Genomic DNA, 24,634 nt, shown 5'->3' on the forward strand with positions numbered 1-24,634 from the left:
TCGTTTCTGCCGCAACGGATGCCGGCGCAGGCGGCAACCCCTATAATCGGGGGCCACTTTGCCCGCAGTACCGCCATGACCGCTGAAACGGCCGCCGAACTCCATACGATCATCGATCTGATCCGCTACGGCACCAGCCGTTTCAACGCTGCGGGCCTGACCTTCGGGCACAGCTACGACAATGCCCTGGACGAGGCCACTCAGCTGGTGCTGCACGGCCTGCACCTGCCGCACGACCTCGGCCCGGCCTACGGCCAGGCACGCCTGCTGCGGGAAGAGAAGCTGGCGGTGCTGGAGCTGTTCCAGCGCCGCATCGACGAGCGCATCCCGGCCGCCTACCTGACCGGAGAAGCCTGGTTCGCCGGCCTCAGCTTCAAGAGCGACACGCGCGCCCTGGTGCCGCGTTCGCCGATCGCGGAACTGATCGAGTGCGGCTTCGAGCCGTGGCTGGCTGGCCGCGACGTCAGCCGCGCGCTGGACCTGTGCACCGGTTCGGGCTGCATCGCCATCGCCATGGGCCACTACTACCCGAACTGGGAAGTGGACGGCGTGGACCTCAGCGATGACGCGCTGTCGCTGGCTGAAGAGAACAAGGAACGCCTGCAGGCGCACAACGTGACCCTGTTGAAGTCGGACCTGTTCAACGGCCTGACCGGCCGCCACTACGACCTGATCGTCACCAACCCGCCGTACGTCACCAACGACGAGACCGATGCCCTGCCGCAGGAATACTCCTACGAGCCGGACATGGGCCTGCGTGCCGGTGACGACGGCCTGGACCTGGTGCTGAAGATCCTGCGCGACGCGCCGCTGCACCTGAGCGAGGACGGCCTGCTGATCTGTGAAGTGGGCGAATCCGAACAGCACCTGATCAAGCTGCTGCCGGAAGTCGATTTCGCCTGGGTCGAGTTCAAGGTCGGCCAGATGGGCATCTTCGCGGTCGAGTGCCGCGAGCTGATCGCCCACAGCGCACGCATCACCGAACTGGCGGCACAGCGCCCGTGAGCTCCAATTCGTTCGGCAAGCTGTTCACCGTCACCACGTTCGGCGAATCGCACGGGCCGGCCATCGGCTGCGTGATCGATGGCTGCCCGCCGGGGCTGGCGCTGGACGCGGCCGAATTCAGCCATGACCTGCAGCGTCGCGCCACCGGCAAGAGCCGGCATACCTCGGCGCGGCGCGAGGCCGACGAAATCGAGATCCTGTCCGGGGTGTACGAGGGCCTGACCACCGGCACCCCGATCGCGCTGCTGATCCGCAACACCGACCAGCGCAGCAAGGACTACAGCAACATCGGCCAGCAGTTCCGTCCGGGGCATGCCGACTACAGCTACTGGCACAAGTACGGCATCCGCGACCCGCGTGGCGGCGGCCGTTCCTCGGCGCGCGAGACCACCATGCGCGTAGCCGCTGGCGTGATTGCCAAGAAATGGCTGGCCGAACGCTTCGGCATCACCGTGCGCGGCTACCTGTCGCAGCTGGGCGAGATCACCCCGGCCGGTTTCGACTGGTCGGTGGTCGAAGACAACCCGTTCTTCTGGCCGCATGCCGCACAGGTGCCCGAGCTGGAGGCGTACATGGATGCGCTGCGCAAGTCCGGTGATTCGGTCGGCGCCTGTGTGGACGTGGTCGCCGACAACGTGCCGCCGGGCTGGGGCGAGCCGATCTACGGCAAGCTTGATGGCGAGCTCGCTGCCGCACTGATGAGCATCAACGCGGTGAAGGGCGTGGAGATCGGCGACGGTTTCGCCAGCGCCATGCAGAAGGGCACCGAGCACCGTGACCTGCTGACTCCTCAGGGTTTTGCCAGCAACCATGCCGGCGGCATTCTTGGTGGCATCTCCACCGGCCAGCCGGTGGTCGCCTCGATGGTGCTGAAGCCGACCTCCAGCCTGCGCCTGCCGGGTGAGTCGCTGGACACGGCCGGCAACGTGGTGGAGGTGGTCACCACCGGCCGCCATGATCCCTGCGTCGGCATCCGCGCCACCCCCATCGCCGAGGCGATGATGGCACTGGTGCTGATGGACCAGGCGCTGCGCCACCGCGCACAGTGCGGCGACGTCGGCACCATCACCCCGCGCATTCCCGGCCAGCTTGATGGCTGATGCGCGGCCGACGGTGTGGGTGAGCCAGCCGCTGATCGACGCGGCCATCGCGCCGCTGCGTGATCGCGTGCAGCTGCGCACCACCGATGCCGTCACCGCCTGGTCGCCGCAGCAGATCGCCGCGCAGCTGGCTGACGTTGACGGCGCGATCATCACCCTCAACGAGCGCATCGGCGCGGCCCAGGTTGCCGACACCGTGCAGCTGCAGGTGATCGCGAATGTCGGGGTCGGCTACAACAATCTGGATGTCGACGCGCTCAGCGCCGCCGGCATCCTCGCCAGCAACACCCCGGACGTCCTCACCGAGACCACCGCCGATCTCGGCTTCGCCCTGCTGATGGCCACCGCGCGCCGGATCACCGAATCCGAGCGCTGGCTGCGCGAGGGGCAATGGGGGCAATGGTCGTTCCAGACCATGCTCGGTGCCGACATCCATGGCAGCACGCTGGGTATCCTCGGCATGGGCCGCATCGGCCAGGGCATCGCCCGTCGCGGTGCGCACGGCTTCGGCATGAAGGTGCTGTACCACAACCGTTCGCGGCTGCCGGCCGAGGCCGAAGTCGCGCTCGGTGCGACCTACGTGGATCTGGACACGCTGCTGGCGCAGTCCGACCATCTGCTGACCGTACTGCCGTACTCCCCGTCGTCGCACCACATCATCGACGCCGCTGCGCTGGCGAAGATGAAGCCGTCCGCCACGCTGGTGAACATCGCCCGCGGCGGCATCGTCGACGAACTTGCGCTGGCCGATGCACTGGCCAACGGTCGCCTGGCGGCCGCGGGCCTGGATGTCTACGAAGGCGAGCCGAACGTGCGGCCGGAACTGCTGGCCCTGCGCAACATCGTACTGACCCCGCACATCGGCAGTGCCTCGCTGGCCACGCGTAAGGCCATGGTGCAGATGGCCGTGGACAATCTGCTGGCCGGGCTTGGCCTGGACGGCAGCCCGGCGCGCATGCCGAGCGCGATCAACGCCGACGCGGCCCTTGCCGCGCGCGCCTCCTCGGATAAAAAAAGCGGGAAACGATAGGGAACCTCCGCGCATCCATCCGAGGAGGCTCCCCGAACCCAGCTGTCGTGCGTGAGTTTTCCCCCTTCCCGTTTTCGTGAGAGTTCCCCCATGAGCAATGCACAACGCAGCTTCCACGTCGCCATCGTCGGCGCCACCGGTGCGGTCGGCGAGACCATGCTGGCCATCCTGGCCGAGCGCGATTTCCCGGTCGCCACCCTGAGCCTGCTCGCTTCCGAGCGCTCGGCCGGCGGCGAAGTCGAGTTCAACGGCAGCAAGGTCAAGATCCAGGACCTGGCCACCTTCGACCCGAGTGGCGTGGACATCGCCCTGTTCTCGGCCGGTGGCAGCGTGTCCAAGGAATACGCCCCGAAGTTCGCCGCCGCTGGCGCGGTGGTGATCGACAACTCCTCGGCCTTCCGTTACGACGATGACGTGCCGCTGGTGGTGTCGGAGGTCAACCCGGACCAGGTCGGCAACCGTCCGCGCGGCATCATCGCCAACCCGAACTGCTCGACCATGCAGATGCTGGTCGCGTTGGCGCCGCTGCATCGCAAGTACGGCATCGAACGCATCAACGTGTCCACCTACCAGTCGGTGTCCGGCGGTGGCCGTTCGGCGCTGGAAGAACTGGGCAAGCAGACCGGCCAGCTGTTGAGCTTCCAGGAAATCGATCCGCAGCGTTTCCCGGTGCAGATCGCCTTCAACCTGATCCCGCACATCGACGACTTCCTGGACAACGGCTTCACCAAGGAAGAGATGAAGCTGGTCTGGGAGACCCGCAAGATCCTGGGCGACGACAGCATCCTGGTGAACCCGACCGCGGTGCGTGTGCCGGTGTTCTACGGCCACTCCGAATCGGTGGCGATCGAGACCCGTGACAAGGTGACCGTGGCCGAAGCGCGCGCGTTGCTGGAACAGTCGCCGGGCATCGAGGTGGTGGATCGTCATGAAGCCGGTGGCTACCCGACGCCGGTTACCCATGCCTCGGGCACGGACGCGGTGTACGTCGGCCGCATCCGCGAGGACCTGTCGCATCCGCGCGGCCTGAACCTGTGGATCGTGTCGGACAACGTGCGCAAGGGGGCTGCCCTCAACGCGGTGCAGCTGGCCGAGCTGGTCGCCGCCGAGACGCGCTGATGGAGAGGCCGGGCAACGCCCGGCCTTTTCTGTAGAGCCGAGCCCATGCTCGGCTCTCCCCAAGCAGCCGAGCATGGGCTCGGCTCTACATGGGTGCGGACCTTGGTCCGCACGCTTTATAGTGTCGCCCATGAATAAACGAGCCAAGGGCGCACGGCGTCCGCTCACCTGTCTCTCCGCCGCGCTGCTGGCCCTGGTCAGCAGTTCGGCCATGGCCCTGGGTCTGGGCGACATCCGGGTCCTGTCCAAGCCGGGACAGCCGTTGCTGGCCGAGATCCCGGTGATCTCGGCCGATCCGTCCGAACTCGAGAACCTGCGCGTCGCGCTCGCCTCGCCGGTCACCTTCGAGCGCGTTGGCCTGCAGCGTCCGGCTGGCCTGGTCAGCGAACTGCAGTTCGAGTTGACCCGCAACGCACAGGGCAGGGCGGTGGTGCGGGTGACCTCGCAGACGCCTGTGGAAACACCATCGCTGAGCTTCCTGGTCGAGGCCGACTGGGGCCAGGGTCGGCTGGTGCGTGAGTACTCGGCGCTGGTCGATGCACCGGCCAGTGCACTGGCCGTGGCCGAACCGGAGATCGTCGCGCCGGCCGGCGTGCTGTCGGACACCATCGTCCGCGATGCGCCTGCAGCCGCTGCAACCGCAACCGAGCCGGTACCTGCCACGCCGGCAGCCGCACCTGCTGCACCGCGTCCGCGCGCTGCGGCATCTGCGCCAGCACCAGCAGCGCCAGCACTGGCCGCAGATGGCAGCGTGACCGTGCAGCGCGGGCAGACCCTTTCGCAGATTGCCGGTTCACTGGCCCGTGGCAATCAGATCAGTCGCGACCGGGCGATGATCGCGTTGTTGCGTGCCAACCCCGAAGCCTTCATCCGAGGCAACGTCAACCTGCTCAAGCAGGGCGCGGTGCTGCGCATGCCGGGCGATAGCGCACTGGCCGCGGTGGATGCGGCCGAGGCCGCCGCGCTGGTTCGCGAACATGCCGCGCAGTGGCGGCAGGCACGTACCGTGCCGCAGCCGGCTGGCGCGCCGATGCCGGTGGCCAAGGCCGATGGCAGCGTTTCTTCCCCGGCTGCGGCCACAGGGGCACGACTTGAAATCGCTCCGGCGCTGGCATCCGACGCCGCGCACGCGGGCACAACCACCGGCACCAGTGCCGGCAGCGAGGGTGACATGCTGGGCAACGAACAACTGCGCCAGGCCAAGGAGGACATCGCCACCCGCGATGCCGAAATCGGCGATCTGAAGCAGCGCGTGGCGGAGCTGGAGAAGCTCAAGGAGCAGCAGCAGTCACTGATCGCGATGAAGGACAATGACCTGGCCGCCGCGCAGCAGCGCTTGGCACAGGCGCCGGGTGCGCCGGGCGCCGGCACGCCGTGGTACTGGCTGGGCCTGCCGCTGCTGGTGCTGGTTGCCCTGGGCGCCTGGTTGCTGCGTCGTCGCAAGCCCTCGCCGCTGCCGCCGCTGCGCGAGGAACACGATGCCGCCGGCCTGGCCGCAGCGCTGCCGGCAGGTGCCGCGCTCGATACCCTGGCCGAGCAGGACGCCGGGGTGGGTTTCGCGGCCGAAGGCGGACGTCAGGAACCGGCGATGCCGGCCTGGGCCAGCACTGCCGACCATGATGCGCCGGATGCGGAAATCCGTGAGGATGCCTCGCCGGCCGAGTGGCGGGCGGGTGAGCTTGATGAGGACGCGCTGGCTGAACTGCCTGCTGCGGTGAACGATCTGCCGCGCTGGGACGATGCCGCTGCTGCAGCCCCGGTCACGCCGACCGAGGCCGCCGAGGTGGCCGTACCCGACTACGCGCTGCAGGCCGAACAGGAGCCGCAGTTCCGCGGTGTGTTCGATCTGCCGGCCGAACCGCATGAGCACGGGACGGCTGCACCGGTCGACCTGCACGACGACCATGCTGCCACCGAGGACGCTGCCGTGCCTCCGGCAGACAGTGGTCATGACTGGACCCCGCGTGTCGGCCAGGAACGGCTGGAACTGGCCATCGCCTATCTGGACCTGGGCGACGCGCAGACTGCGCGCACCCTGCTGCACGAGGTGGCCGAAGGTGGCGATCTGCATTGCCAGGCGCAGGCCCGCGAACTTTTGGCTCGTCTGCCATGACCCGCGAACGCCGTATCGACTACGTTGAATTCGCCTCGAGCGACCCGGCTGCGAGCCGCACCTTCTTCGAGGACGTGTTCGGCTGGTCGTTCGTCGATTACGGCAGCGACTACACCGCTTTCGATGACGGCCGCCTGCAGGGAGGCTTCTTCCGCGGCCAGCCACTGCGTGCCAGCGAAGGCGCGCCACTGCTGGTGCTGTATGCCGACCAGCTGGCGCCGATGGAAGCGGCCGTGCGCGCGGCCGGCGGGCAGATCGTGCGAACCGTGTTTTCTTTCCCCGGCGGCAGCCGTTTCCAGTTTGTCGAGCCTGGTGGCAACGAACTGGCGGTCTGGTCCGAGCGCGACCCGGCCTGAGCGTCGCCCCACCCGCAACATCGAGGTAGCACATGCGTTACGCGCTCGGCGTCGAGTACGACGGCAGCGATTTCAGGGGATGGCAGAACCTGGGCGAGGGCGGACCCAGCGTCCAGGCCAGCCTGGAACAGGCCCTGTCATCGGTGGCCGATACCCCCTTGCAGGTGGTCTGCGCCGGCCGCACCGATGCCGGCGTGCATGGCCAGTGCCAGGTCGTGCACTTCGAGACCGACGTGGTGCGTGATCCGCGCGCCTGGATGCTCGGTACCACCACCCGCTTGCCGCGCTCCATCGCGGTGCGCTGGTGCGTGCCGGTGGCCGATGACTTCCATGCCCGTTTCTCCGCGCGGGCACGACGTTATCGCTACCGCCTGCTCAACCGCGAAGTGCGTCCGGCGCTGGGCCGGCAGACCCTCAGCTGGGAGCGCCGCCCGCTCGATGCCGAGCGCATGCACCTGGCCGGGCAGGCCCTGCTGGGCGAGAACGACTTCAGCGCCTTCCGCTCCGTCCAGTGCCAGGCCCTGCATGCGCGGCGTGAGCTGCAGTCACTGCAGGTCAGCCGCCACGACGACGTCATCGAGGTGGCGGTGCGCGGCAATGCATTCCTTCATCACATGGTCCGCAATATTGTCGGCTCGTTGATTCTGGTTGGCAGTGGGGAGAAGCCGGTGGAGTGGATCGCCGAACTGCTGGCCGGGCGCGACCGAACCGTAGCCGGTCCCACCGCTCCTCCGCAGGGACTGGTGTTCCTGGGGCCGCTGTACCCCGACAACTGGCATCTGCCCGCCGAGGTAACGCTATGAGCCGCTCCTACTACCGTACCCGCATCAAGTTCTGTGGCATGACCCGCGCCGGCGACGTGCGCCTGGCCGGCGAGCTGGGCGTGGACGCGGTGGGCTTCATCTTCGCCCGCGAGAGCAGCCGCCGGGTCGCACCGGCCGAAGCGCGCGCGATGCGCCAGGCGATCGCACCGATGGTCGACGTGGTGGCGCTGTTCCGCAACAACAGCAAGGAAGAAGTGCGCGAGGTCCTGCGCACCGTGCGGCCGACCCTGCTGCAGTTCCATGGCGAGGAAGACGAGAGCTTCTGCCGCAGCTTCAACATGCCGTACCTGAAGGCGATCGCCATGGGCGGGCGTGAGGAGATCAATGCGCGCACCCTGCAGCTGCGTTACCCCAGCGCCGCAGGCTTCCTGTTCGACAGCCATGCCCCGGGCGGCGGCGGCGGTACCGGCGTGGCCTTCGACTGGTCGCGCGTGCCGACCGGGCTGCATCGTCCGTTCCTGCTGGCCGGTGGCCTGACCCCCGAAAACGTGTACGACGCCGTGCTGGCGACCCTGCCATGGGGCGTGGATGTCTCCAGTGGCATCGAACTGGAGCCGGGCATCAAGGACGGCTACAAGATGCGTACGTTCGTGGAAGAAGTCCGACGCTCCGATTGCGCTGCACTGGATTGAATCGCGACCGCTTTTGACGTGTTCGGCCTTCACATTTGAGCCTGCACACCTTCTTCACATAGGATGATCCCAAGCGTGCTGGCCATGAGGGCCGGCACGAGGATCGACGGAGCCGCTGTTGGCGTGCTCCGAACGGGCGCTTGGCGCCCCCGCCCAGGAAGGCAAACGATGCAGGAATTTCTAACCGTCGTGCTCGGTTATCCGACCCTCCCGTACAGCGTAGCGCTGGCGGTGGCGGTTCTGTATTGGGGAATTGCCGCCTTCGGCCTGGTCGATGACGGTTTCGGAGAGGCCGGTGCCGACGGCGCCCTCGAAGGCGACGCCCATCTCAGCGGTCTATCAGCGCTGCTGGCGCGCTGGGGGCTGGGCGGTGTGCCGCTCATGGTGGTGGTGACGCTGCTGAGCCTGTTCGCCTGGACCCTCACCTACTTCATCCATCTGTACCTGCTGCTGCCATTGCCCGACCTGCTGCGCTGGTCATTGGGCACCGTGGTGGCGGTGCTCGCACCACTGCCGGCCGTGCCGGTCACCGCGTTGCTGCTCCGCCCCATCCGCCGCTTCCTGCTCCGCCTGCGCCCGGTGCCGCAGGCCTCGCTGCTGGGCCGGGTCGGCGTGGTCGCCTCGCCGAAGGTCGACGCACGCAGTGGCCATGCCACCGTCGATGACGGCGGTGCCGGCCTGGTCCTGCAGATCCGCAGCGACATCGAACTGCAGCGCGGCGAGCGCATCGTGCTGGTCGAGCACGTGGCTGCACAACACCATTACCGGGTGGTCCGCGCCGACGCGGTCGCCCTCGACTTCCAGGACAACCTGCTTCCGGGCAACAAGGAGAATCATCAATGACGTTGGAATCCGCACTACCCTTCCTGGCCATCGTGGGCACCATCGTGGCCCTCCTGCTCGGCGTGGCCGGGCTGTTCAAGGCGTTCTACCGCAAGGTCGACCAGGGCGTGGCGTTGATCGTCAACGACATGAGCGCCACCCCGAAGGTGCATTTCACCGGCGCGTTGATCATTCCCGTGCTGTACCGCGCCGAGCTGATGCGGATCAGCCTGATCACCCTGCAGATCGACCGCCGCGGCAAGGAAGGCCTGATCTGCCGTGACAACATGCGCGCCGACATCGCCGTGGCGTTCTACCTGCGCGTCAACGAGACCCAGGCCGACGTGCTGCGCGTGGCCAAGGCCATCGGCGCTGATCGCGCCTCGGATAAACACGCGGTCGATGAGCTGTTCAACGCCAAGTTCTCCGAAGCACTGAAGACGGTCGGCAAGAAATTCGACTTCACCGAGCTGTTCGAGAAGCGCCAGGAATTCCGCGACGAGATCATCGCGGTGATCGGCAACGACCTCAATGGGTATGTGCTGGAAGACGTGGCCATCGACTACCTGGAGCAGACCCCGAAGTCGCTGCTGGACCAGTTCAACATCCTCGACGCGCAGGGCATCCGCAAGATCACCGAGCTGACCGCTGCGCAGAACGTGGTGACCAACGAGCTGGAGCAGAACGAGAAGCTGGCCATCACCAAGAAGAACGTCGAAGCGCGCGAAGCGTTGCTGGCGCTTGAACGCCAGCAGGCCGAGGCCGAGGCACGGCAGAAGCGCGAGATCGAGACCATCCGTGCGCGCGAGGAAGCCGAGACCGCCAAGGTGCAGGAAGAGCAGCGCCAGCTGTCCGAGAACGCCCGCATCGAAGCGCAGCAGGTGATCGACATCCGCGAGCAGAACCGCATGCGCGAAGTCGAAGTAGCCGAGCAGAACCGCCAGCGCGCCGTGGCCATCGAAGCCGAGCGCGTCGAACGTGCACGCCAGCTGGAGCAGGTCACCACTGACCGCGAAGTGCAGCTGCAGGGCGTGGAGCGCGACAAGGTGGTCGAGCAGGGCAAGATGGACGTGGCCAACATCACCCGCGAACGCATCTCCATCGACAAGACGGTGGCGCAGGAAGAAGAGCGCATCAAGGAAGTGCGCGAAGTTTCCGAGGCCGACCGCCAGAAGCAGGTGCTGATCCTGGAAGCTGAAGCGAAGGCGCAGGAATCGCTGGTGCGCGAAGTGAAGGAAGCGCAGGCCCGCGAGACCGCCTCCAAGCATCGCGCAGTGGAGCTGACCACGCTGGCGCAGGCCGAGCACGAAGCGGCCGGCAAGCAGGCCGAAGCCAAGCGTCTGCTGGCCGATGCGTTCCGCGCCGAACAGGCTGCACCCGGCCTGGCCGAAGCGCAGGTGCGCGAAGCTTCAGCGCTGGCCATCGAGAAGGTCGGCATCGCCGAAGCGCGCGTGATCGAAGCCAAGGCCGAAGCGAACCTGAAGCAGGGCAGCAACGAGGCGCGCGTGCTGGCCGAGACGCTGCAGGCACAGGCACAGGGCGAGGAGAAGATGGGCCTGGCCCGCGCCACGGCTACCGAATCGCTGGGCAATGCCGAAGCCGGCGTGGTGCAGAAGAAGCTGCTGGCCGAAGCCGAAGGCCTGGTCCGCAAGTTCGAGGCCATCGCCTCGCTGAGCGACCAGGCACGTGGCCACGAAGAGTTCCGCATGATGCTCGACAACAGCCTCAAGCAGGCCCTGGCTTCGATCGAAGCCGGCAAGGAAGTCTCGCGCGAGAACGCGGGCGTCATCGCCAGCGCCCTGCGCAATGCCGACATCGATCTGATCGGTGGCGACGGCGGCATGTTCGAGAACCTGATCAAGGCGGTTTCGCTGGGCAAGTCGATCGAAGGCTTCGCCGGCAAGAGCCCGATCGTGCAGGACCTGATGCAGCGCTACCTGGGCGTCAACGTGGCCGACAGCGCGCCGCGGCAGATCGCCGAGGACGTGGAAACCGTGCCCGTCGCGTCGACCGCTGTGGTCGACAGCGCGCGCTGATCCACCCGGCGATGGCCACCGCCATCGCCCACCCGTGCCGGCCGCATCGACGGCCGGCCGTTCGTGAGCCGGAAACCTGCTGATGTCCGAAACCAAACCGTCCACCGAGTCCGTCGTGCCAGAGGCTGCCGGCGATACCGTCGACCAGGCCGTTGCCCAGGGCGGCGCCTATGAAGTCCTGCGACGCCGTCTTGGCGAGCAGGGCCAGCGCCTGCAGGCCGTTGCCGAGCAGCTGAACCGCCAGCGCCTGGCCGAGTTCGGCGACAGCCGCCTGGAGGTGGTCGGCCGCTTCCGCATCCGCAGCGAGAACAACTGCGTCGGCCGCGACATCGTCCAGGTCGGCCCGGACCGCCTGCTGTTCGGCTACAACGTGTTCATCGGGCTGAAGACCCAGACCCGCATCGAAGATGTGTTCGGCCTGTACCGGCTGGTACAGGGCACTGAGGGCTACGACGTCGCCGCGCTCGAGTTGAAGGGCAGTTTCCTCGACCAGCCCGGCTTCGTGCATGACTTCAACGAGCTGTACGCCTACTACAAGCATGCGCGCCTGCTGCAGCTGATCGTGGTGGGCGACAAGCTGCTGGCCTCGTTCCAGATCGGTGAGCGCAGCAGCGACGTGCGCGTGTTCCGCTGGGCATTGTCACGCGAAGGTGAACTGACCTATCTCGATGCACGCGGCGAGCGCGACATAGCGCTGCCACCGCCGTTCGATTTCGAATGGACCCGCGCCACCCGCGACCTCGCCGTCAACGGCCGCCATTCGCATCTGAACATCCTCGACACCCTGTTCGTGGAGACCACCGGTGGTGATCTGACCATCAAGGTGGAGAACAACACCGAAACCGGGCAGGGCATCTACAGCGAACCGGTGGAAGACAGCACGCAGTCGCTGGACGACGCGCAGTTCGAGTTCGCCCGTGTCGGCTCGCTGGTGCTGCTGAAAGTGCTGCCCTACCGCGAAACCGAATGGCGCGGACTGATCTACAACACGCTCACCGGCGACATCGTGCGCAACGATGCCATCGTCCAGGCCTGTGTGCAGCTGCCCGAAGACCACGGCATCATCTTCCCAGGTGGTTACTACCTGCAGGGGGGCGAGCACAAGGCGTTCGACGCCTCGATGGATGGCATGCAGTTCAAGCGCAGCATCCGTTCGCCCAACGGCGAGGACGTGCTGTACATCTTCTACGAGCGCGAAGGCGGGCGCTCGGCGCTGTTCGTCTACAACACCATCCAGCGCGTGCTGCAGAACCCGGTGTTCGGCCACGGCTATGCCTTCATGCAGGATGGGCGCATGGTGCTGTTCCATGCCGAAGGCACCGAGCCGACCCGCATCCATCCGATGCAGGTCTGGCAGACGCCTTTCAGCAGCGATGAGTTCGCCGCCAGCCGTCCGCCCGGCAATACCTTCATGGGCCGCATCGGCAACGCCGAGCTGGTGCGTGGCATCTCCAACCTGTTCAACCTGGCGCGCGGGATCGATGGCCAGGATGTATCGGTGCAGCGCTACCAGCGTCTGGTGGCCGACACCCGGCGGCTTTTCGATGCGCATCATTGGCTGGGCGACGAGGCGTGTGATGGTGCCGAAGCGTTGCTGCGGCAGATCAGCGCCACCGGCGAATCGGTGCTGGACGAATACGAGAAAGTGCAGTCGATCCGCCAGCAGTCGGCGCAGGCGATGGCCGAGGCCGAGAGCACGCACAAGGCGCTGCTGGGCCGGCTGCAACCGGAAAACTGGAACGAGGTGCAGGCCTTCGTTGAAGCGCTCAACGCGATCACTGCGCTGCGCGGCCGCCTGCTGACGATCCGCGAACTGCGCTACATCGATACCGCGCGCATCGAGGCGATGGCCGCCGAGCTGGTGCAGGCACACGACCGTGTCGGCGCCGCCACCGGTGCCTTCCTCGCCGGCGATGCGGCACTGGCCCCCCTGACCGTTCGCATGCAGGCGCTGGACGAGGCCGCACAGCAGGCCGCCAGTGCACGCCAGCTGGATGAGCAATTGGACGGCCTGCGCGGCATGGCCGGTGATCTGGACATGCTGTCCGAGCTGATGGCCGGGCTGAAGGTCGACGATGCGACCGCGCGTACCCGCGTGGTCGAATCGATCTCGCTGCTGTACGGGCGCCTGAACCAGGCGCGCGCACGCGCCGAACAGCGCCGCAGGTCGCTGGGCTCGGCCGAAGCCGTGGCCCAGTTCGCCGCCCAGTTCGCCCTGTTCTCGCAATCGATCACCAGCGCGCTGGCGATGGCCAGCGACCCTGAGCGTGCCGACGAACAGCTGTCGCGCCTGCTGGTACAGCTGGAGGAACTGGAGAGCCAGTTCGGCGAGCATGAGCAGTTCCTCGGCGACATCCTGAGCAAACGCGAAGAGCTGGTCGAGGCCTTCGACACCCACAAGCAGGCCCTGCTGGATGATCGCCAGCGCAAGGCGCGCTCGGTGCTTGATGCTGCCAACCGCATCCTCGACGGCCTGGGCAAGCGTACCGAGCGGTTCGGCACGGCCGACGAACTCAACGCGTTCTTCGCCGGCGATCCGCTGATCCTCAAGCTGCGTGAACTGGCTGAGCGCCTGCGTGCGCTGCGCGACAACGTCAAGGCCGACGATGTCGAGGCGCGCCTGAAGGGCGTGCGCGACCAGGCCGTACGCCAGCTGCGTGACCGCAGCGACCTGTACGAGGCGGGAGGCAACGTCGTCCGCCTTGGCCCACGCCATCGTTTCAGCGTAAACACCCAGGCGCTGGACCTGACCCTGCTGCCGCGTGGCGAAACCCTTGCCATCCATCTTACCGGCACCGACTTCCTGGAGACCCTGCACGATCCCGAGCTGGATGCGCTGAAGCCGTTCTGGCAGGTCACCCTGGATTCGGAATCGGCAGCGATCTACCGCGGCGAATACCTGGCCGGGTGCCTGTTGCTGGCTGCGGAGGAGGGCCGGGATGGCCTGGACCTGGCCCAGTTGCAGCATGATGCGGCCGAACCCGAAGCGCTGGACCAGCGGGTCCGTGCGTTTGCCGCGCCCCGTTACCGCGAAGGTTACGAGCGCGGTATCCATGACCACGACGCTGCCCTGATCCTGCGTGCGCTGTTGCCGTTGCAGCAGGCCGCCGGCCCGCTGCGGCATTCGCCCCACGTGCGTGCGTTGGCGCTGCTGTTCTGGGCCGCGCGGCAACGCGATGAAGCCGTGGCGCAGTGGCCCGGCCGGCAGGCCGGCGCGGAGGCCATCGCGCGCCTGTTCGGTTCCGATGAGGGACGTCAGGCGCTGCGCGCGGAAATGGCGAAGGCGCTGCATGACTACGCACAGACCCATGCACTGCCGTTTGACGGCGCCGCCGCCGATGCTGCCGCGGCGTATCTGGGCGAAGAACTGGTCGCCGGCGAACCGGTGTTCAGCAGTAGCCGCCACGCGCAGGCACTGCTGGACGCGCTGTCGCAGCAGCTGGAGCAGGCCGGCCAACGGGATGCGCTTGAGCGTGCGCTGCAGCGCTCGCAGGATCCGCTGGCCACGCGCTGGGCGTTGGCCGGGCAATGGCTGCGGGCGCTCGCCGGGCTGCCGGCACAGTCGGCACATGCCGGCTATGTCGAAGAAGCGGCGGCACTGCTGCTGGTGCAGCGACAGCTGCGCACCCGTGCCAGCGATGCACCGCTGCAGGCGGAGGTCAGTGGCCTGCTGGGCGAGCATGCCCGCATCCACAACGGCAGCCTGACCGTGTCGCTGGATGATTTCCTGGCACGCCTGCAGCACCACCTGCAGTCCTTCGTGCCGGCATTCCACGCCTATCAGGCGGTGCGCCAGGGCATCATCGGCCGCGAACGCGAAACCCTGCGGTTGTCGGAGTTCAAGGCGCGGCCGTTGTCGTCCTTCGTGCGCAACAAGCTGATCAATGACGTGTATCTCGGCGTGATCGGCGACAACCTGGCCAAACAGATGGGCACCGTTGGCGAGAACAAGCGCAGCGACCTGATGGGCCTGCTGATGATGATCTCGCCGCCCGGCTACGGCAAAACCACGTTGATGGAGTACGTGGCGCATCGCCTCGGCCTGGTCTTCATGAAGATCAACGGACCGGCGCTGGGCCACGAAGTGCGGTCGCTGGATCCGCAGCAGGCGCCGGACGCGACCTCGCGGCAGGAACTGGAGAAGCTCAACCTGGCGCTGGAGATGGGCAACAACACCATGCTGTATGTCGATGACATCCAGCACACCCACCCGGAGTTCCTGCAGAAGTTCATTTCGTTGTGCGATGGCACGCGTCGCATCGAAGGCGTATGGCGCGGCCGCACCCGCACCTACGACATGCGTGGCAAGAAGTTCTGCGTGGTCATGGCCGGCAACCCGTACACCGAGTCCGGCGAAGTGTTCAAGATCCCGGACATGCTGGCCAACCGTGCCGACATCTACAACCTGGGCGACGTGCTCGGCGGCATGGAAGCAGCCTTCACCCTCAGCTACATCGAGAACAGCCTGACCTCCAACCCGGTATTGGCACCGCTGGCCACGCGTGAGATGGCCGACCTGTACCTGCTGGTCGACCGCGCGATGGGCAAGGATGTCTCCAGCAACGGCCTGAGCCATGCCTACAGTGGCGCCGAGGTCAACGAAATCACCGCCACCCTGCAGCGCATGCTGCGCGTGCGCGACGTGGTCTACCGGGTCAACCAGCAGTACATCGCCAGCGCCGCGCAGGACGACCGCTACCGCACCGAGCCGCCGTTCCGCCTGCAGGGCAGCTACCGCAACATGAACAAACTGGCGGAGAAGATTTCGCCGGTGATGAATGACGACGAGCTGCAGCAGTTGATCTCCGATCACTACCTGGGCGAAGCGCAGCTGCTGACCACCGGTGCCGAGGAGAATCTGCTGAAGCTGGCCGAGCTGCGTGGCGTGCTCGATGACGAGCGCTCGCAGCGCTGGGCGCAGATCAAGCGCGATTTCCTGCGCAACAAGGCGATGGGCGCCGGTGACAGTGATGTTGGCGGCCGCGTGGTCGCGCAGCTGGCCGATATCGCCAGTGCGTTGCAGCTGCCGCCAGCGCAGGCGGAGGTGGCCGCCGCACCCGAGCCTGCGCCATGGCCGGCCCTGCTGGCGGCCCTCCAGCGCCTGGCGGACGCGCGTCCGGCGAGTGCGCCCACGGCCGCCGCACCACAGCCGGCAGCTACGCCATTGGCTGAAGACCTGCAGGCCGGGCTGGCACCGCTGCTGCAGGTGCTGGTCGCTTCGCAAGAGCAGCAGGTGCAGCTGTCGCAGACGTTGGCGGCCTTCGCCGGGTGGGCACGGCAGCAGGTGACTGCCGATGTGGCCACGGCCGACACGCGTCGTCGTCCGCGCGTGCGTCGTGCAGCGACACCGGAAGAACGTGCGCTCGACGAAGCGCTGATGCGCCACTTCTACGGCGAATCATTGCCGCCGGAAACGGTGGCTGATGACGGCCCACGACCGCCGCCACTGCCGTGACCTGCGTGCGCTCCCTGCCCGAACCCATGCTTCCTGCGCGTGTCGATGTGGCCGCGCTGGCCGTGTACGGCAGCCCCTTGCTGCAGGTATTGGCCGAGCCGGCACCGTTGCAGGCCGGCACGGGGGGCGAAGGACTGATGGCTGCACTGGCGCGGATCGCCTTGGCCCTGCAGGCCAGCGATCCTGCGCGCCTGCGGCGGCAGGAGAGCTGGTGGGGCCGCCTGCTCGGCCGCGACGTAGCGCGCCAAGCGCAGGCGCAGGGGTTGCAGGCGCAGCTGGGCGTGCTGGTGCTGCAGGCGCGCGAGCAGGCACAGGGTCTCGCCCAGCGTGTGCAGCAGCGTGCCCAGACCATCATCGACAACGACGCGGCTGCCGCCGCGTTGCAGGCCTGGGCCACGTTCGGCGCCGCGCAGTTGGCGAGCCTGGAAGGCGCTGCGCAGGTCGTGCTGGCCCCGCGTGTGGACCACCTGCAGCGGCTGGCCACGCTGCGGCGCATCGAAAGCGGGCAATGGCAGCTGCTGCAGGCGCAGGACGAAGCCCTGCTGCAGCGCTTCGTCCGCATCCATGATGTCCTGCTGCCCGCCTGGCGCCAGGCGGCGCTGGCTGGCCAGGCCCAGGCCCAGGCTGCACAGGTCGCGCAGGCAGCTGCGCTGCAGGCCCAGATCGACGACGAAGTGGCCGCTGCTCAGGCTAGACTGCCCTGAGCCGGCCGCCGCTGCCGCTTATCCACCGCAAGGACACTGCCCGATGACCCAGGACAGCCAGAACTCCGGCACGCTCGTGCCCGCCACCACGCCCGCTCCGGAACTTGATGACAGCACGTTGAAGGCCCTCGGCCTGGTCCGCGACGATCTGCCGCGCATCGCAGAAATCGGCCGCGAGCTGGAAGATCTCCGCCCAGGCAACCTGCAGGTGTTCGGCCGTGAAGCCGCCGCCCGGACGACGGCCTTCTCCAGCCAGTTGCTGGACCAGGTGCGCAATCGTGATCTCGACGCCAACGGCGAGAAGCTCGGCGAAGTGGTGCGCATCGCGCGCGAGCTCAAGCTGGATGGTTTTTCCCAGCGCTCCAAGGTGCCGTTGATCGGTGGCCTGATCGATCGCCTGCGTTCCTCCAAGGGCGAACTGGTGCAGAAGTTCAGCGATACCAATTCGCAGATCGAACAGCTGCTCGGCGACGTCGGCGCGCAGCAGGCGCTGATGGGCAAGCGGGTGACCGATTTCGACCGCATGCATGACATCGTCCGCGAGGAACGGCACGCCCTGGGCCTGTATGCCGCCGCCGGCAAGCAGCGCCTGGCCCAGCTGCAGTCCGAGCAGCTGCTGGGGCAGGGCAGCGAAGATCCGCAGCAGCGCATCCGCCAGAGCGAGATCGACAATGCGATCCGCCTGATCGAGAAGCGCGTCTCCGATCTGCAGCTGATGCAGCATGCGGCTGATCAGTCGTTGCCGATGATCCGCCTGATCCAGGCCAATGCGCTGCAGCTGATCGAGAAGTTCAACACCGTCCGCGACATCACCATCCCATCGTGGAAGCGCCAGTTCGCGATCCAGTTGTCGCTGGGCGAGCAGAAGAACGCGGCCGAACTGGCCAATGCGATCGATGATGCGACCAACGAGCTGATGCGACGCAATGCCGATCTGATGCGGCAGGCCTCGGTGGACACTGCACGCAGCAACCAGCGCGGGGTGATCGACGTGGCCACCCTGCGCCACGTGCACGATCAGCTGATCGCTACGGTCGAAGAGGTGCGCAGCATCCATCGTGAGGGCATGCAGCAGCGTCAGCAGGCCGAAGTCGAGCTGTCGCGCCTGCGCGAGGATCTGCAGCAGCGCCTGGCGGCGCCGACGGCGCCTTGATAGCGCTTGGCAGCATCGAGCGTGCTCGATCGCTGCCGGTTGGTCCTTCTGTAGAGCCGAGCCCGCGCTCGGCCTTCGTACTCAACGCAACTGCCCAACCACCCAGTCCGCCAGCGCGTCCACGCGCGCATCGACAGGACCGTCCGGCCGCGCCAGCACCCAGAATCCGCCGGTCGCGGCAAACCCCCACGGTGCCAGCAGCCGCCCCGCGGCCAGATCCTCTGCCACCAGCGGCTCTGGCGCGATCGCCGGGCCCAGCCCCGCCACTGCCGCTTCCAGCAGGTAGTACAGGTGTTCGAAGCCGGTGCCCAGTTGCAGCTGGCCTGGATCCAGATCATGTGCCTGCGCCCATGCCGGCCACGCTTGCGGCCGCGAACTGGTATGCAACAGCGTTTCCTGCAGCAGGGCCGACGGCGGCACGTGGCGCAGCCGATGCGCCGCCGGGTGCGATGGCGCCACCACCACGCCCACCCGTTCCGGTGCCAATTCGCGTACCTGCCAGCCGCGCGGCCACGGCCCCTGCGCCAGTAGCAGCACCGCATCCAGGGTGGCCTGCGTCTCGGTGAAGCTGCCATCCAGGGCCGACCACTGCAGGTGCACGCCGGGCAGGGCCGCCTGCAGGGCCGGCAGTCGCGGAATCATCCAGCGCGCCAGCACGCTGCCGCTGCATCCCAGCACCAGCGCCGGTGAAGCCGCTGGCCGCTGCAATGCTTGCACGCAGTCCTCGATGCCGCTGAAGGCATCGCTGCAGGCTTCCTGCAGGCGGGTGCCGGCGGCGGTCAGGCGCAGGCCACGGCCTGCACGCTGGAACAGGGCCAGGCCCAGATGGTCTTCCAGCAGCTTCAGCTGGCGGCTGACCGCACCATGGGTCACATGCAGGGCCTGTGCAGCGCGGCCAACGCCGCCCAGACGTGCGGTGGCCTCGAATGCCCGCAGGGCATTCAGCGGCGGCAGCAATGACGTGCTCATGTGAGATTTCCTGACGTGATGCGCCAGATAATATCCATTTTCCGGACACAATCCGTGCGCTAGAGTATCCACCTGTCTGAACGACCGGTCGTCTCCATGTCTGCCTCTCCCATTGCCGATTTCCACGCATTCCCTGACGCCCAGGGCCACTTCGGCCGTTACGGTGGCAGCTTCGTCGCCGAAACCCTGGTCGGCCCGCTGCAGGAACTGGCCCAGGCCTATGACCAGGCCCGTCAGGACCCGGCGTTCCAGCTGGCCTATGACCGCGATCTGGCCCATTACGTGGGCCGGCCAAGCCCGATCTACCATGCTGAACGCCTCAGCGACCACGTCGGTGGCGCGCAGATCCTGCTCAAGCGTGAGGACCTGAACCACACCGGCGCGCACAAGATCAACAACACCATCGGCCAAGCGCTGCTGGCTGCGCGGATGGGCAAGACGCGCATCATCGCCGAGACCGGCGCCGGCCAGCACGGCGTGGCCAGTGCCACCGTCGCCGCGCGGCTGGGCCTGGAGTGCGTGGTGTACATGGGCGCCACCGACATCGAGCGGCAGAAGATCAACGTCTATCGCATGAAGCTGCTGGGTGCGACGGTGGTGCCGGTCACCTCCGGCTCGGCCACCCTGAAGGACGCCCTCAACGAAGCGATGCGCGACTGGGTCACCAACGTGCAGGACACCTTCTACATCATCGGCACGGTCGCCGGCCCGGACCCGTACCCGCGCATGGTGCGCGACTTCAACGCCATCGTCGGCCGCGAGGCGCGCGAGCAGATGCTGGCCGAGTACGGTCGCCTGCCCGATGCGATCACCGCCTGCGTCGGCGGCGGCAGCAATGCGATCGGCCTGTTCCATGCCTTCCTCAACGACCGCGAGGTCGAGATTGTCGGCGCTGAAGCCGCCGGCGATGGCATCCACACCGGACGCCACGCAGCCTCCATCGCCGCCGGCCGTCCGGGCGTGCTGCACGGCAACCGCACCTATGTGCTGTGCGACGACGATGGCCAGATCATCGAGACCCATTCGGTATCGGCCGGCCTGGACTACCCGGGCGTCGGCCCTGAGCACGCGTTCCTGGCCGACAGCGGCCGCGCGCGTTACGTCGGCATCACCGACGATGAGGCGTTGCAGGCTTTCCACCTGCTGGCGCATACCGAAGGCATCCTGCCGGCGCTGGAGTCCAGCCACGCACTTGCGCAGGCGATGAAGCTTGCGCGCGGGCGCCCGCGCGACCAGATCGTGCTGTGCAACCTGTCAGGGCGTGGCGACAAGGACGTGCATACCATCGCTGCGCGCGAAGGCCTGGTGCTGTGAGCGCGCTGCTGCGGAACAGCGGCATGCTTCTGCTGGTGCTGGGCCTGACCGCGTGCCAGCCGCCGGAACCGCCGGTGCTTGCGCCGGCTGCCAAAGCCACTACGCAGCCTGCGCAGCAGCCGGCCGCCAACGATGATCTTGACCCGATGGCGCGCACGCCCATCGTCGATCCGCCGTCCGCGGAAGGCACGAGCAACGGTGACGCACCGGCAGTGGCCTCGGTGGCGCTGGACCACGCCGGCGACGTGCTGGTTGGCCAGCACATGAGCGACGTCAAGCACCTCGGCTCGTGGGAGTCGCAGGGCGCGATCGAGACCTGCGAGTACTTCACCGGCAAAGGGCTGCCGCCGGGCGTTTCGATGATGGTCGACGATGGACGCATCGTCCGCTTCGACCTGGATCAGGATGAGGATGCCGAAACACCAGTCGCCCAGCCTGGCCCGTACGGCCTGCGCATCGGCATGACCCGCGCACAGGCGCTGGCGCAGTTCCCCGGCGCGCCGGTTTCCGAGCCGCATGCCTACCTGGACGACCAGGGCGAGTACCTGACCTGGCAGGATCCGGGTTCCGACCTGGCCATCCGCCTGGAACTGTTTGAAGGGAAGGTTACCCAGATGTACTGGGGAACCAGTGAAGCGATTGAACTGATTGAAGGGTGTGCCTGAAATGTCCGTATCCCGACTCGATGCCTGTTTCCTGCGCCTGCGCCAGCAGCAGCGCAAGGCCCTGATCCCCTTCATCACCGCCGGTGATCCTTCCCTGGAAGCCACGGTGCCGGTCATGCACGCGCTGGTCGAGGCCGGTGCCGATGTGATCGAACTGGGCGTGCCGTTCTCCGATCCGATGGCCGACGGCCCGACCATCCAGCGCAGCTCCGAGCGTGCGCTGGGCCGCGGCGCAGGTAGCCGCTATGTGTTGCAGGCAGTAGCGCAGTTCCGCGAGCAGGATGCGCAGACGCCAGTAGTGCTGATGGGCTATCTCAACCCGGTGGAGATCCACGGTTACGTGGCGTTCGCCAACGCGGCGGTGGCCGCTGGCGTGGACGGCGTGCTGCTGGTCGACCTGCCACCGGAAGAGGCCGGTGAAGCCCAGCAGGCCTTCGACGCTGCAGGCCTGGCGCTGGTTCTGCTGGCATCGCCGACCACCAGCGAGGCGCGCGCAGACAAGCTGTTGGCGTTGGCCCGTGGCTATCTCTACTACGTCAGCTTTGCCGGTGTCACCGGCGCCTCCGAACGACTGGACAGTGACGCGGCCAGCGCACGTCTGCAGGCGCTGCGGGCCAAGGCCAGCGTGCCGGTGGTGGCCGGCTTCGGCATCAAGGATGCAGCCAGTGCGGCAGCCATGGCCCGCCAGGCCGACGGCGTGGTGGTCGGCAGCGCGCTGGTGGCGGTGCTGGCCGAAGCGGGTTCCGCCGACGATGCAGCGCAGCGCGCAGGCGCCTTCCTCGCGCCTCTGCGGCAGGCGCTCGACGCGTAACGGTAGTGCCGGCCGCTGGCCGGCACCCTCCGTACCCGCCCGCGTGCAAGTGCTGCCGGCCAGCGGCCGGCACTCCCCAGCACCTAAACGTACGTCCCAGCATGGTTTTTTCCGCCGGGCCCAAGGCCGGGCAGGGGGTGCACGGGCAGGGAAAGCGGAGCTAGACTGTCCGCCTTTGCGGCCCCCGGGCCGCCCTGAACGGAAGTGTCCTCCCGCATGAGTTGGCTCAGCAAGTTGATGCCGTCTGGCATCCGCACCGACAACACCCCCAGCAAGAAGCGCAGCGTCCCCGAGGGCCTGTGGGAAAAGTGCAGCAACTGCGGCAGTGCGTTGTACCGTCCGGAGCTGGAAGAGAATCTGGAGGTCTGCCCGAAGTGCGGCCACCATATGGCCATCCGTGCGCGTGCGCGCCTGGCCGCGCTGTTCGACGCCGACAGCACCACCGAGATCGCCGCCCGCCTGGGACCGACCGACCTGCTGAAGTTCAAGGACCAGAAGAAGTACGGCGAGCGCATCAAGATCGCGCAGAAGAACACCGGTGAGTACGACGCGCTGATTGCCATGCGCGGCCTGCTCAAGGGCCGTCCTCTGGTGGCCTCGTCCTTCGATTTCGCCTTCATGGGTGGCTCGATGGGCTCGGTGGTCGGCGAGCGCTTCGCCCTTGCCGCCGAGACCGCGGCCGAGATCGGCGCACCGTACGTGTGCTTCTCCGCCAGCGGTGGCGCGCGCATGCAGGAAGGCCTGTTCTCGCTGATGCAGATGGCCAAGACCTCGGCCGCGCTGGGCAAACTGCGTGAAGCCGGACAGCCGTACATTTCGGTGCTGACCCACCCGACCACCGGTGGCGTGTCGGCGTCGTTCGCGATGCTGGGCGACATCAACATCGCCGAACCGCGTGCACTGATCGGCTTCGCCGGCCCGCGCGTCATCGAGCAGACCGTGCGCGAGAAGCTGCCGGAAGGGTTCCAGCGTTCGGAGTTCCTGCTCGAACACGGTGCCATCGACCAGATCTGCGATCGCCGTGAACTGCGTGACCGCCTGGCCGACCTGCTGGCGATGCTGCGCCGCGAGCCGGCACCGGAGGAGGTCTGATGGGGGCGCGCAAGTACTTCGGTACCGATGGTATCCGCGGTCGGGTCGGCCAAGGCGCGATTTCGGCGGATTTCGTGCTGCGCCTGGGCAACGCCCTGGGCCGTGTGCTGGTCGCCCAGCGCGGGCAGGATGGACGCCGTCCGATCGTGGTGATCGGCAAGGACACGCGGATCTCCGGTTACATGTTCGAAGCCGCGCTGGAAGCGGGGCTGGTCTCTGCGGGCGCTGACGTGCAGCTGCTCGGCCCGATGCCGACCCCGGCCGTTGCCTTCCTGACCCGCACCTTGGGAGTAGATGCAGGCATCGTCATCAGTGCTTCGCACAATCCGCACTACGACAACGGCATCAAGTTCTTCTCCGCCCAAGGCGAGAAGCTTGACGATGCCACCGAGCTGGCGCTGGAAGCCGCACTGGACGTGCCGTTCACCACTGTCGTTTCGGAGAAGCTCGGCAAGGCCTCGCGTGCACGCGAGGCCGTCGGCCGTTACATCGAGTTCTGCAAGTCCAGCGTGCCGCGCGCGTTTGATCTTCGCGGCGTGCGCCTGGTGCTCGACTGCGCGCATGGCGCCACCTACCAGATCGCGCCACTGCTGTTCCGCGAACTGGGTGCGGAGGTCATCGGCATCGGTGCCGAACCCAATGGCGTCAACATCAACGACGGCGTCGGTTCGACCCACATCGACAACCTCGCTGCCAAGGTGCGTGAGACCCGTGCCGACCTGGGCATCGCATTCGACGGCGACGGTGACCGGGTGTTGATGGCCGATGATCGCGGCAACCCGGTCGACGGCGATGACCTTGTGTACATCCTCGCGCGCGCTTGGCAGGCCGAAGGTCGCCTGCGCGGCCCGGTGGTCGGTACCCTGATGAGCAACTTCGGTCTGGAAAAGGCTCTGGCCGAACTGCAGATCCCGTTCCAGCGCAGCAACGTCGGCGACCGCTACGTGCACCAGGCACTGGTGGAGGGAGGCGGCGTGCTCGGCGGCGAAGCGTCCGGCCATCTGCTGTGCCTGGACCGGGCCACCACCGGCGACGGCATCGTCAGTGCCCTGCAGGTACTGGTGGCGCTGAAGCAGCAGGGAAAGAGCCTGCGCGAAGCGCTGCTGCCGTTGTCCAAGGTGCCGCAGAAGACGGTCAACGTGCGCCTCGGCGATGTCTCGGCCAAGGCCATCGTGCAGGCGCAGAGCGTGCAGGCTGCGCTGACCGAAGCGCAGCAGGCGGTATCCGGCCGCGGACGTGCCTTCCTGCGTCCCTCCGGCACCGAACCGGTGGTGCGGGTCACGGTCGAGGCCGATGACGCGACGTTGATGCAGGACACCCTGGATCGGCTTTCGGCGGCGGTCAGGACAGCGGCTGCGGCCTGAGCCCTGACGCTGGATCGAACCGACAACATGGCCGCCTGTGCGGCCATGTTGCTGTCTGCAGCAAGCAAGG

General features: G+C 67.3%; 19 protein-coding genes. 18 read left to right on the forward strand and 1 reads right to left on the reverse strand.

Annotated elements, in window-relative coordinates:
- The first annotated feature begins 75 nt into the window (after positions 1–75).
- From prmB to QOL57_RS13025, 13 genes are all read left to right on the forward strand, one after another.
- Entirely contained in the window at positions 76–1,005 is a 930-nt protein-coding gene (prmB, locus tag QOL57_RS12965; RefSeq protein ID WP_089236325.1) for a 50S ribosomal protein L3 N(5)-glutamine methyltransferase, read from the forward strand.
- Positions 1,002–2,105 carry a chorismate synthase gene (aroC, locus tag QOL57_RS12970; RefSeq protein ID WP_089236324.1) on the forward strand — a complete coding sequence of 368 codons (1,104 nt, stop codon included), beginning with the start codon at positions 1,002–1,004 and terminating at the stop codon, positions 2,103–2,105. The genes prmB and aroC overlap by 4 nt, the downstream gene beginning before the upstream one ends.
- Positions 2,098–3,135, forward strand: coding sequence for a D-glycerate dehydrogenase (locus QOL57_RS12975; protein ID WP_089236323.1), 1,038 nt, complete (start codon positions 2,098–2,100; stop codon positions 3,133–3,135). The genes aroC and QOL57_RS12975 overlap by 8 nt, the downstream gene beginning before the upstream one ends.
- A gap of 90 nt (positions 3,136–3,225) precedes the next feature.
- Positions 3,226–4,254 carry an aspartate-semialdehyde dehydrogenase gene (locus QOL57_RS12980; protein ID WP_089236322.1) on the forward strand — a complete coding sequence of 343 codons (1,029 nt, stop codon included), beginning with the start codon at positions 3,226–3,228 and terminating at the stop codon, positions 4,252–4,254.
- Positions 4,255–4,384: 130 nt separating this feature from the next.
- A complete protein-coding gene (locus QOL57_RS12985) occupies positions 4,385–6,367 on the forward strand; it encodes a FimV/HubP family polar landmark protein (RefSeq protein WP_089236321.1) in 1,983 nt (660 codons plus the stop codon).
- Positions 6,364–6,723, forward strand: a complete 360-nt coding sequence (locus QOL57_RS12990; protein ID WP_089236320.1) for a VOC family protein — start codon at positions 6,364–6,366, stop codon at positions 6,721–6,723. Before QOL57_RS12985 ends, QOL57_RS12990 begins: the two co-directional genes overlap by 4 nt.
- Positions 6,724–6,755: 32 nt before the next feature.
- Entirely contained in the window at positions 6,756–7,526 is a 771-nt protein-coding gene (truA, locus tag QOL57_RS12995) for a tRNA pseudouridine(38-40) synthase TruA (protein WP_089236319.1), read from the forward strand.
- Positions 7,523–8,179, forward strand: a complete 657-nt coding sequence (locus QOL57_RS13000) for a phosphoribosylanthranilate isomerase (RefSeq protein ID WP_089236318.1) — start codon at positions 7,523–7,525, stop codon at positions 8,177–8,179. Before truA ends, QOL57_RS13000 begins: the two co-directional genes overlap by 4 nt.
- Positions 8,180–8,347: 168 nt before the next feature.
- Entirely contained in the window at positions 8,348–9,022 is a 675-nt protein-coding gene (locus QOL57_RS13005) for a DUF1449 family protein (protein WP_089236317.1), read from the forward strand.
- Positions 9,019–11,037 (forward strand): hypothetical protein, encoded by a 2,019-nt coding sequence (locus QOL57_RS13010; protein ID WP_089236316.1) that lies wholly within the window; start codon positions 9,019–9,021, stop codon positions 11,035–11,037. The genes QOL57_RS13005 and QOL57_RS13010 overlap by 4 nt, the downstream gene beginning before the upstream one ends.
- A gap of 82 nt (positions 11,038–11,119) precedes the next feature.
- Positions 11,120–16,492: a DNA repair ATPase gene (locus tag QOL57_RS13015; protein WP_089236315.1), complete on the forward strand. Its 5,373-nt coding sequence runs from the start codon at positions 11,120–11,122 to the stop codon at positions 16,490–16,492.
- 26 nt (positions 16,493–16,518) lie between these two features.
- On the forward strand, positions 16,519–17,196 hold the full coding sequence (locus QOL57_RS13020) for a cell division protein FtsY (protein WP_089238031.1): 678 nt from the start codon (positions 16,519–16,521) through the stop codon (positions 17,194–17,196).
- 43 nt (positions 17,197–17,239) lie between these two features.
- The gene (locus QOL57_RS13025; RefSeq protein WP_089236314.1) at positions 17,240–18,349 is read left to right on the forward strand and encodes a toxic anion resistance protein; all 1,110 of its coding nucleotides are present in this window, start codon (positions 17,240–17,242) and stop codon (positions 18,347–18,349) included.
- Between the two features lie 81 nt (positions 18,350–18,430).
- On the opposite strand, the gene QOL57_RS13030 is transcribed toward QOL57_RS13025, so the two are convergent.
- Positions 18,431–19,318 carry a LysR family transcriptional regulator gene (locus QOL57_RS13030; RefSeq protein ID WP_089236313.1) on the reverse strand — a complete coding sequence of 296 codons (888 nt, stop codon included), beginning with the start codon at positions 19,316–19,318 and terminating at the stop codon, positions 18,431–18,433.
- Positions 19,319–19,414: 96 nt separating this feature from the next.
- Between QOL57_RS13030 and trpB the strand changes: the two genes are divergently transcribed.
- The 5 genes from trpB (at position 19,415) to glmM (ending at position 24,564) form a co-directional block, all read left to right on the forward strand.
- On the forward strand, positions 19,415–20,632 hold the full coding sequence (trpB, locus tag QOL57_RS13035; RefSeq protein WP_089236312.1) for a tryptophan synthase subunit beta: 1,218 nt from the start codon (positions 19,415–19,417) through the stop codon (positions 20,630–20,632).
- Positions 20,629–21,297: a hypothetical protein gene (locus QOL57_RS13040; RefSeq protein WP_089236311.1), complete on the forward strand. Its 669-nt coding sequence runs from the start codon at positions 20,629–20,631 to the stop codon at positions 21,295–21,297. Before trpB ends, QOL57_RS13040 begins: the two co-directional genes overlap by 4 nt.
- A gap of 1 nt (position 21,298) precedes the next feature.
- A complete protein-coding gene (trpA, locus tag QOL57_RS13045; RefSeq protein ID WP_089236310.1) occupies positions 21,299–22,108 on the forward strand; it encodes a tryptophan synthase subunit alpha in 810 nt (269 codons plus the stop codon).
- 216 nt (positions 22,109–22,324) lie between these two features.
- Positions 22,325–23,200, forward strand: coding sequence for an acetyl-CoA carboxylase, carboxyltransferase subunit beta (gene accD / locus QOL57_RS13050; protein WP_089236309.1), 876 nt, complete (start codon positions 22,325–22,327; stop codon positions 23,198–23,200).
- Positions 23,200–24,564, forward strand: coding sequence for a phosphoglucosamine mutase (gene glmM, locus QOL57_RS13055; RefSeq protein ID WP_089236308.1), 1,365 nt, complete (start codon positions 23,200–23,202; stop codon positions 24,562–24,564). The genes accD and glmM overlap by 1 nt, the downstream gene beginning before the upstream one ends.
- Positions 24,565–24,634 lie beyond the last annotated feature (70 nt).

Source organism: Stenotrophomonas sp. yr243, assembly GCF_900184195.1.
Lineage (GTDB): Bacteria > Pseudomonadota > Gammaproteobacteria > Xanthomonadales > Xanthomonadaceae > Stenotrophomonas > Stenotrophomonas lactitubi.

Excerpts from the sequence above, each read along its gene's own strand:
- QOL57_RS12980 (WP_089236322.1), top strand. The coding sequence starts at position 3,226 with ATGAGCAATGCACAACGCAGCTTCCACGTCGCCATCGTCGGCGCCACC.
- accD (WP_089236309.1), top strand. The coding sequence starts at position 22,325 with ATGAGTTGGCTCAGCAAGTTGATGCCGTCTGGCATCCGCACCGACAAC.
- QOL57_RS13025 (WP_089236314.1), top strand. The coding sequence starts at position 17,240 with ATGACCCAGGACAGCCAGAACTCCGGCACGCTCGTGCCCGCCACCACG.
- QOL57_RS13005 (WP_089236317.1), top strand. The coding sequence starts at position 8,348 with ATGCAGGAATTTCTAACCGTCGTGCTCGGTTATCCGACCCTCCCGTAC.
- QOL57_RS13000 (WP_089236318.1), top strand. The coding sequence starts at position 7,523 with ATGAGCCGCTCCTACTACCGTACCCGCATCAAGTTCTGTGGCATGACC.
- QOL57_RS13015 (WP_089236315.1), top strand. The coding sequence starts at position 11,120 with ATGTCCGAAACCAAACCGTCCACCGAGTCCGTCGTGCCAGAGGCTGCC.
- trpB (WP_089236312.1), top strand. The coding sequence starts at position 19,415 with ATGTCTGCCTCTCCCATTGCCGATTTCCACGCATTCCCTGACGCCCAG.
- truA (WP_089236319.1), top strand. The coding sequence starts at position 6,756 with ATGCGTTACGCGCTCGGCGTCGAGTACGACGGCAGCGATTTCAGGGGA.
- glmM (WP_089236308.1), top strand. The coding sequence starts at position 23,200 with ATGGGGGCGCGCAAGTACTTCGGTACCGATGGTATCCGCGGTCGGGTC.
- prmB (WP_089236325.1), top strand. The coding sequence starts at position 76 with ATGACCGCTGAAACGGCCGCCGAACTCCATACGATCATCGATCTGATC.
- QOL57_RS13010 (WP_089236316.1), top strand. The coding sequence starts at position 9,019 with ATGACGTTGGAATCCGCACTACCCTTCCTGGCCATCGTGGGCACCATC.
- trpA (WP_089236310.1), top strand. The coding sequence starts at position 21,299 with ATGTCCGTATCCCGACTCGATGCCTGTTTCCTGCGCCTGCGCCAGCAG.
- QOL57_RS12985 (WP_089236321.1), top strand. The coding sequence starts at position 4,385 with ATGAATAAACGAGCCAAGGGCGCACGGCGTCCGCTCACCTGTCTCTCC.
- QOL57_RS13030 (WP_089236313.1), bottom strand. The coding sequence starts at position 19,318 with ATGAGCACGTCATTGCTGCCGCCGCTGAATGCCCTGCGGGCATTCGAG.
- QOL57_RS12990 (WP_089236320.1), top strand. The coding sequence starts at position 6,364 with ATGACCCGCGAACGCCGTATCGACTACGTTGAATTCGCCTCGAGCGAC.
- QOL57_RS12975 (WP_089236323.1), top strand. The coding sequence starts at position 2,098 with ATGGCTGATGCGCGGCCGACGGTGTGGGTGAGCCAGCCGCTGATCGAC.
- QOL57_RS13020 (WP_089238031.1), top strand. The coding sequence starts at position 16,519 with ATGCTTCCTGCGCGTGTCGATGTGGCCGCGCTGGCCGTGTACGGCAGC.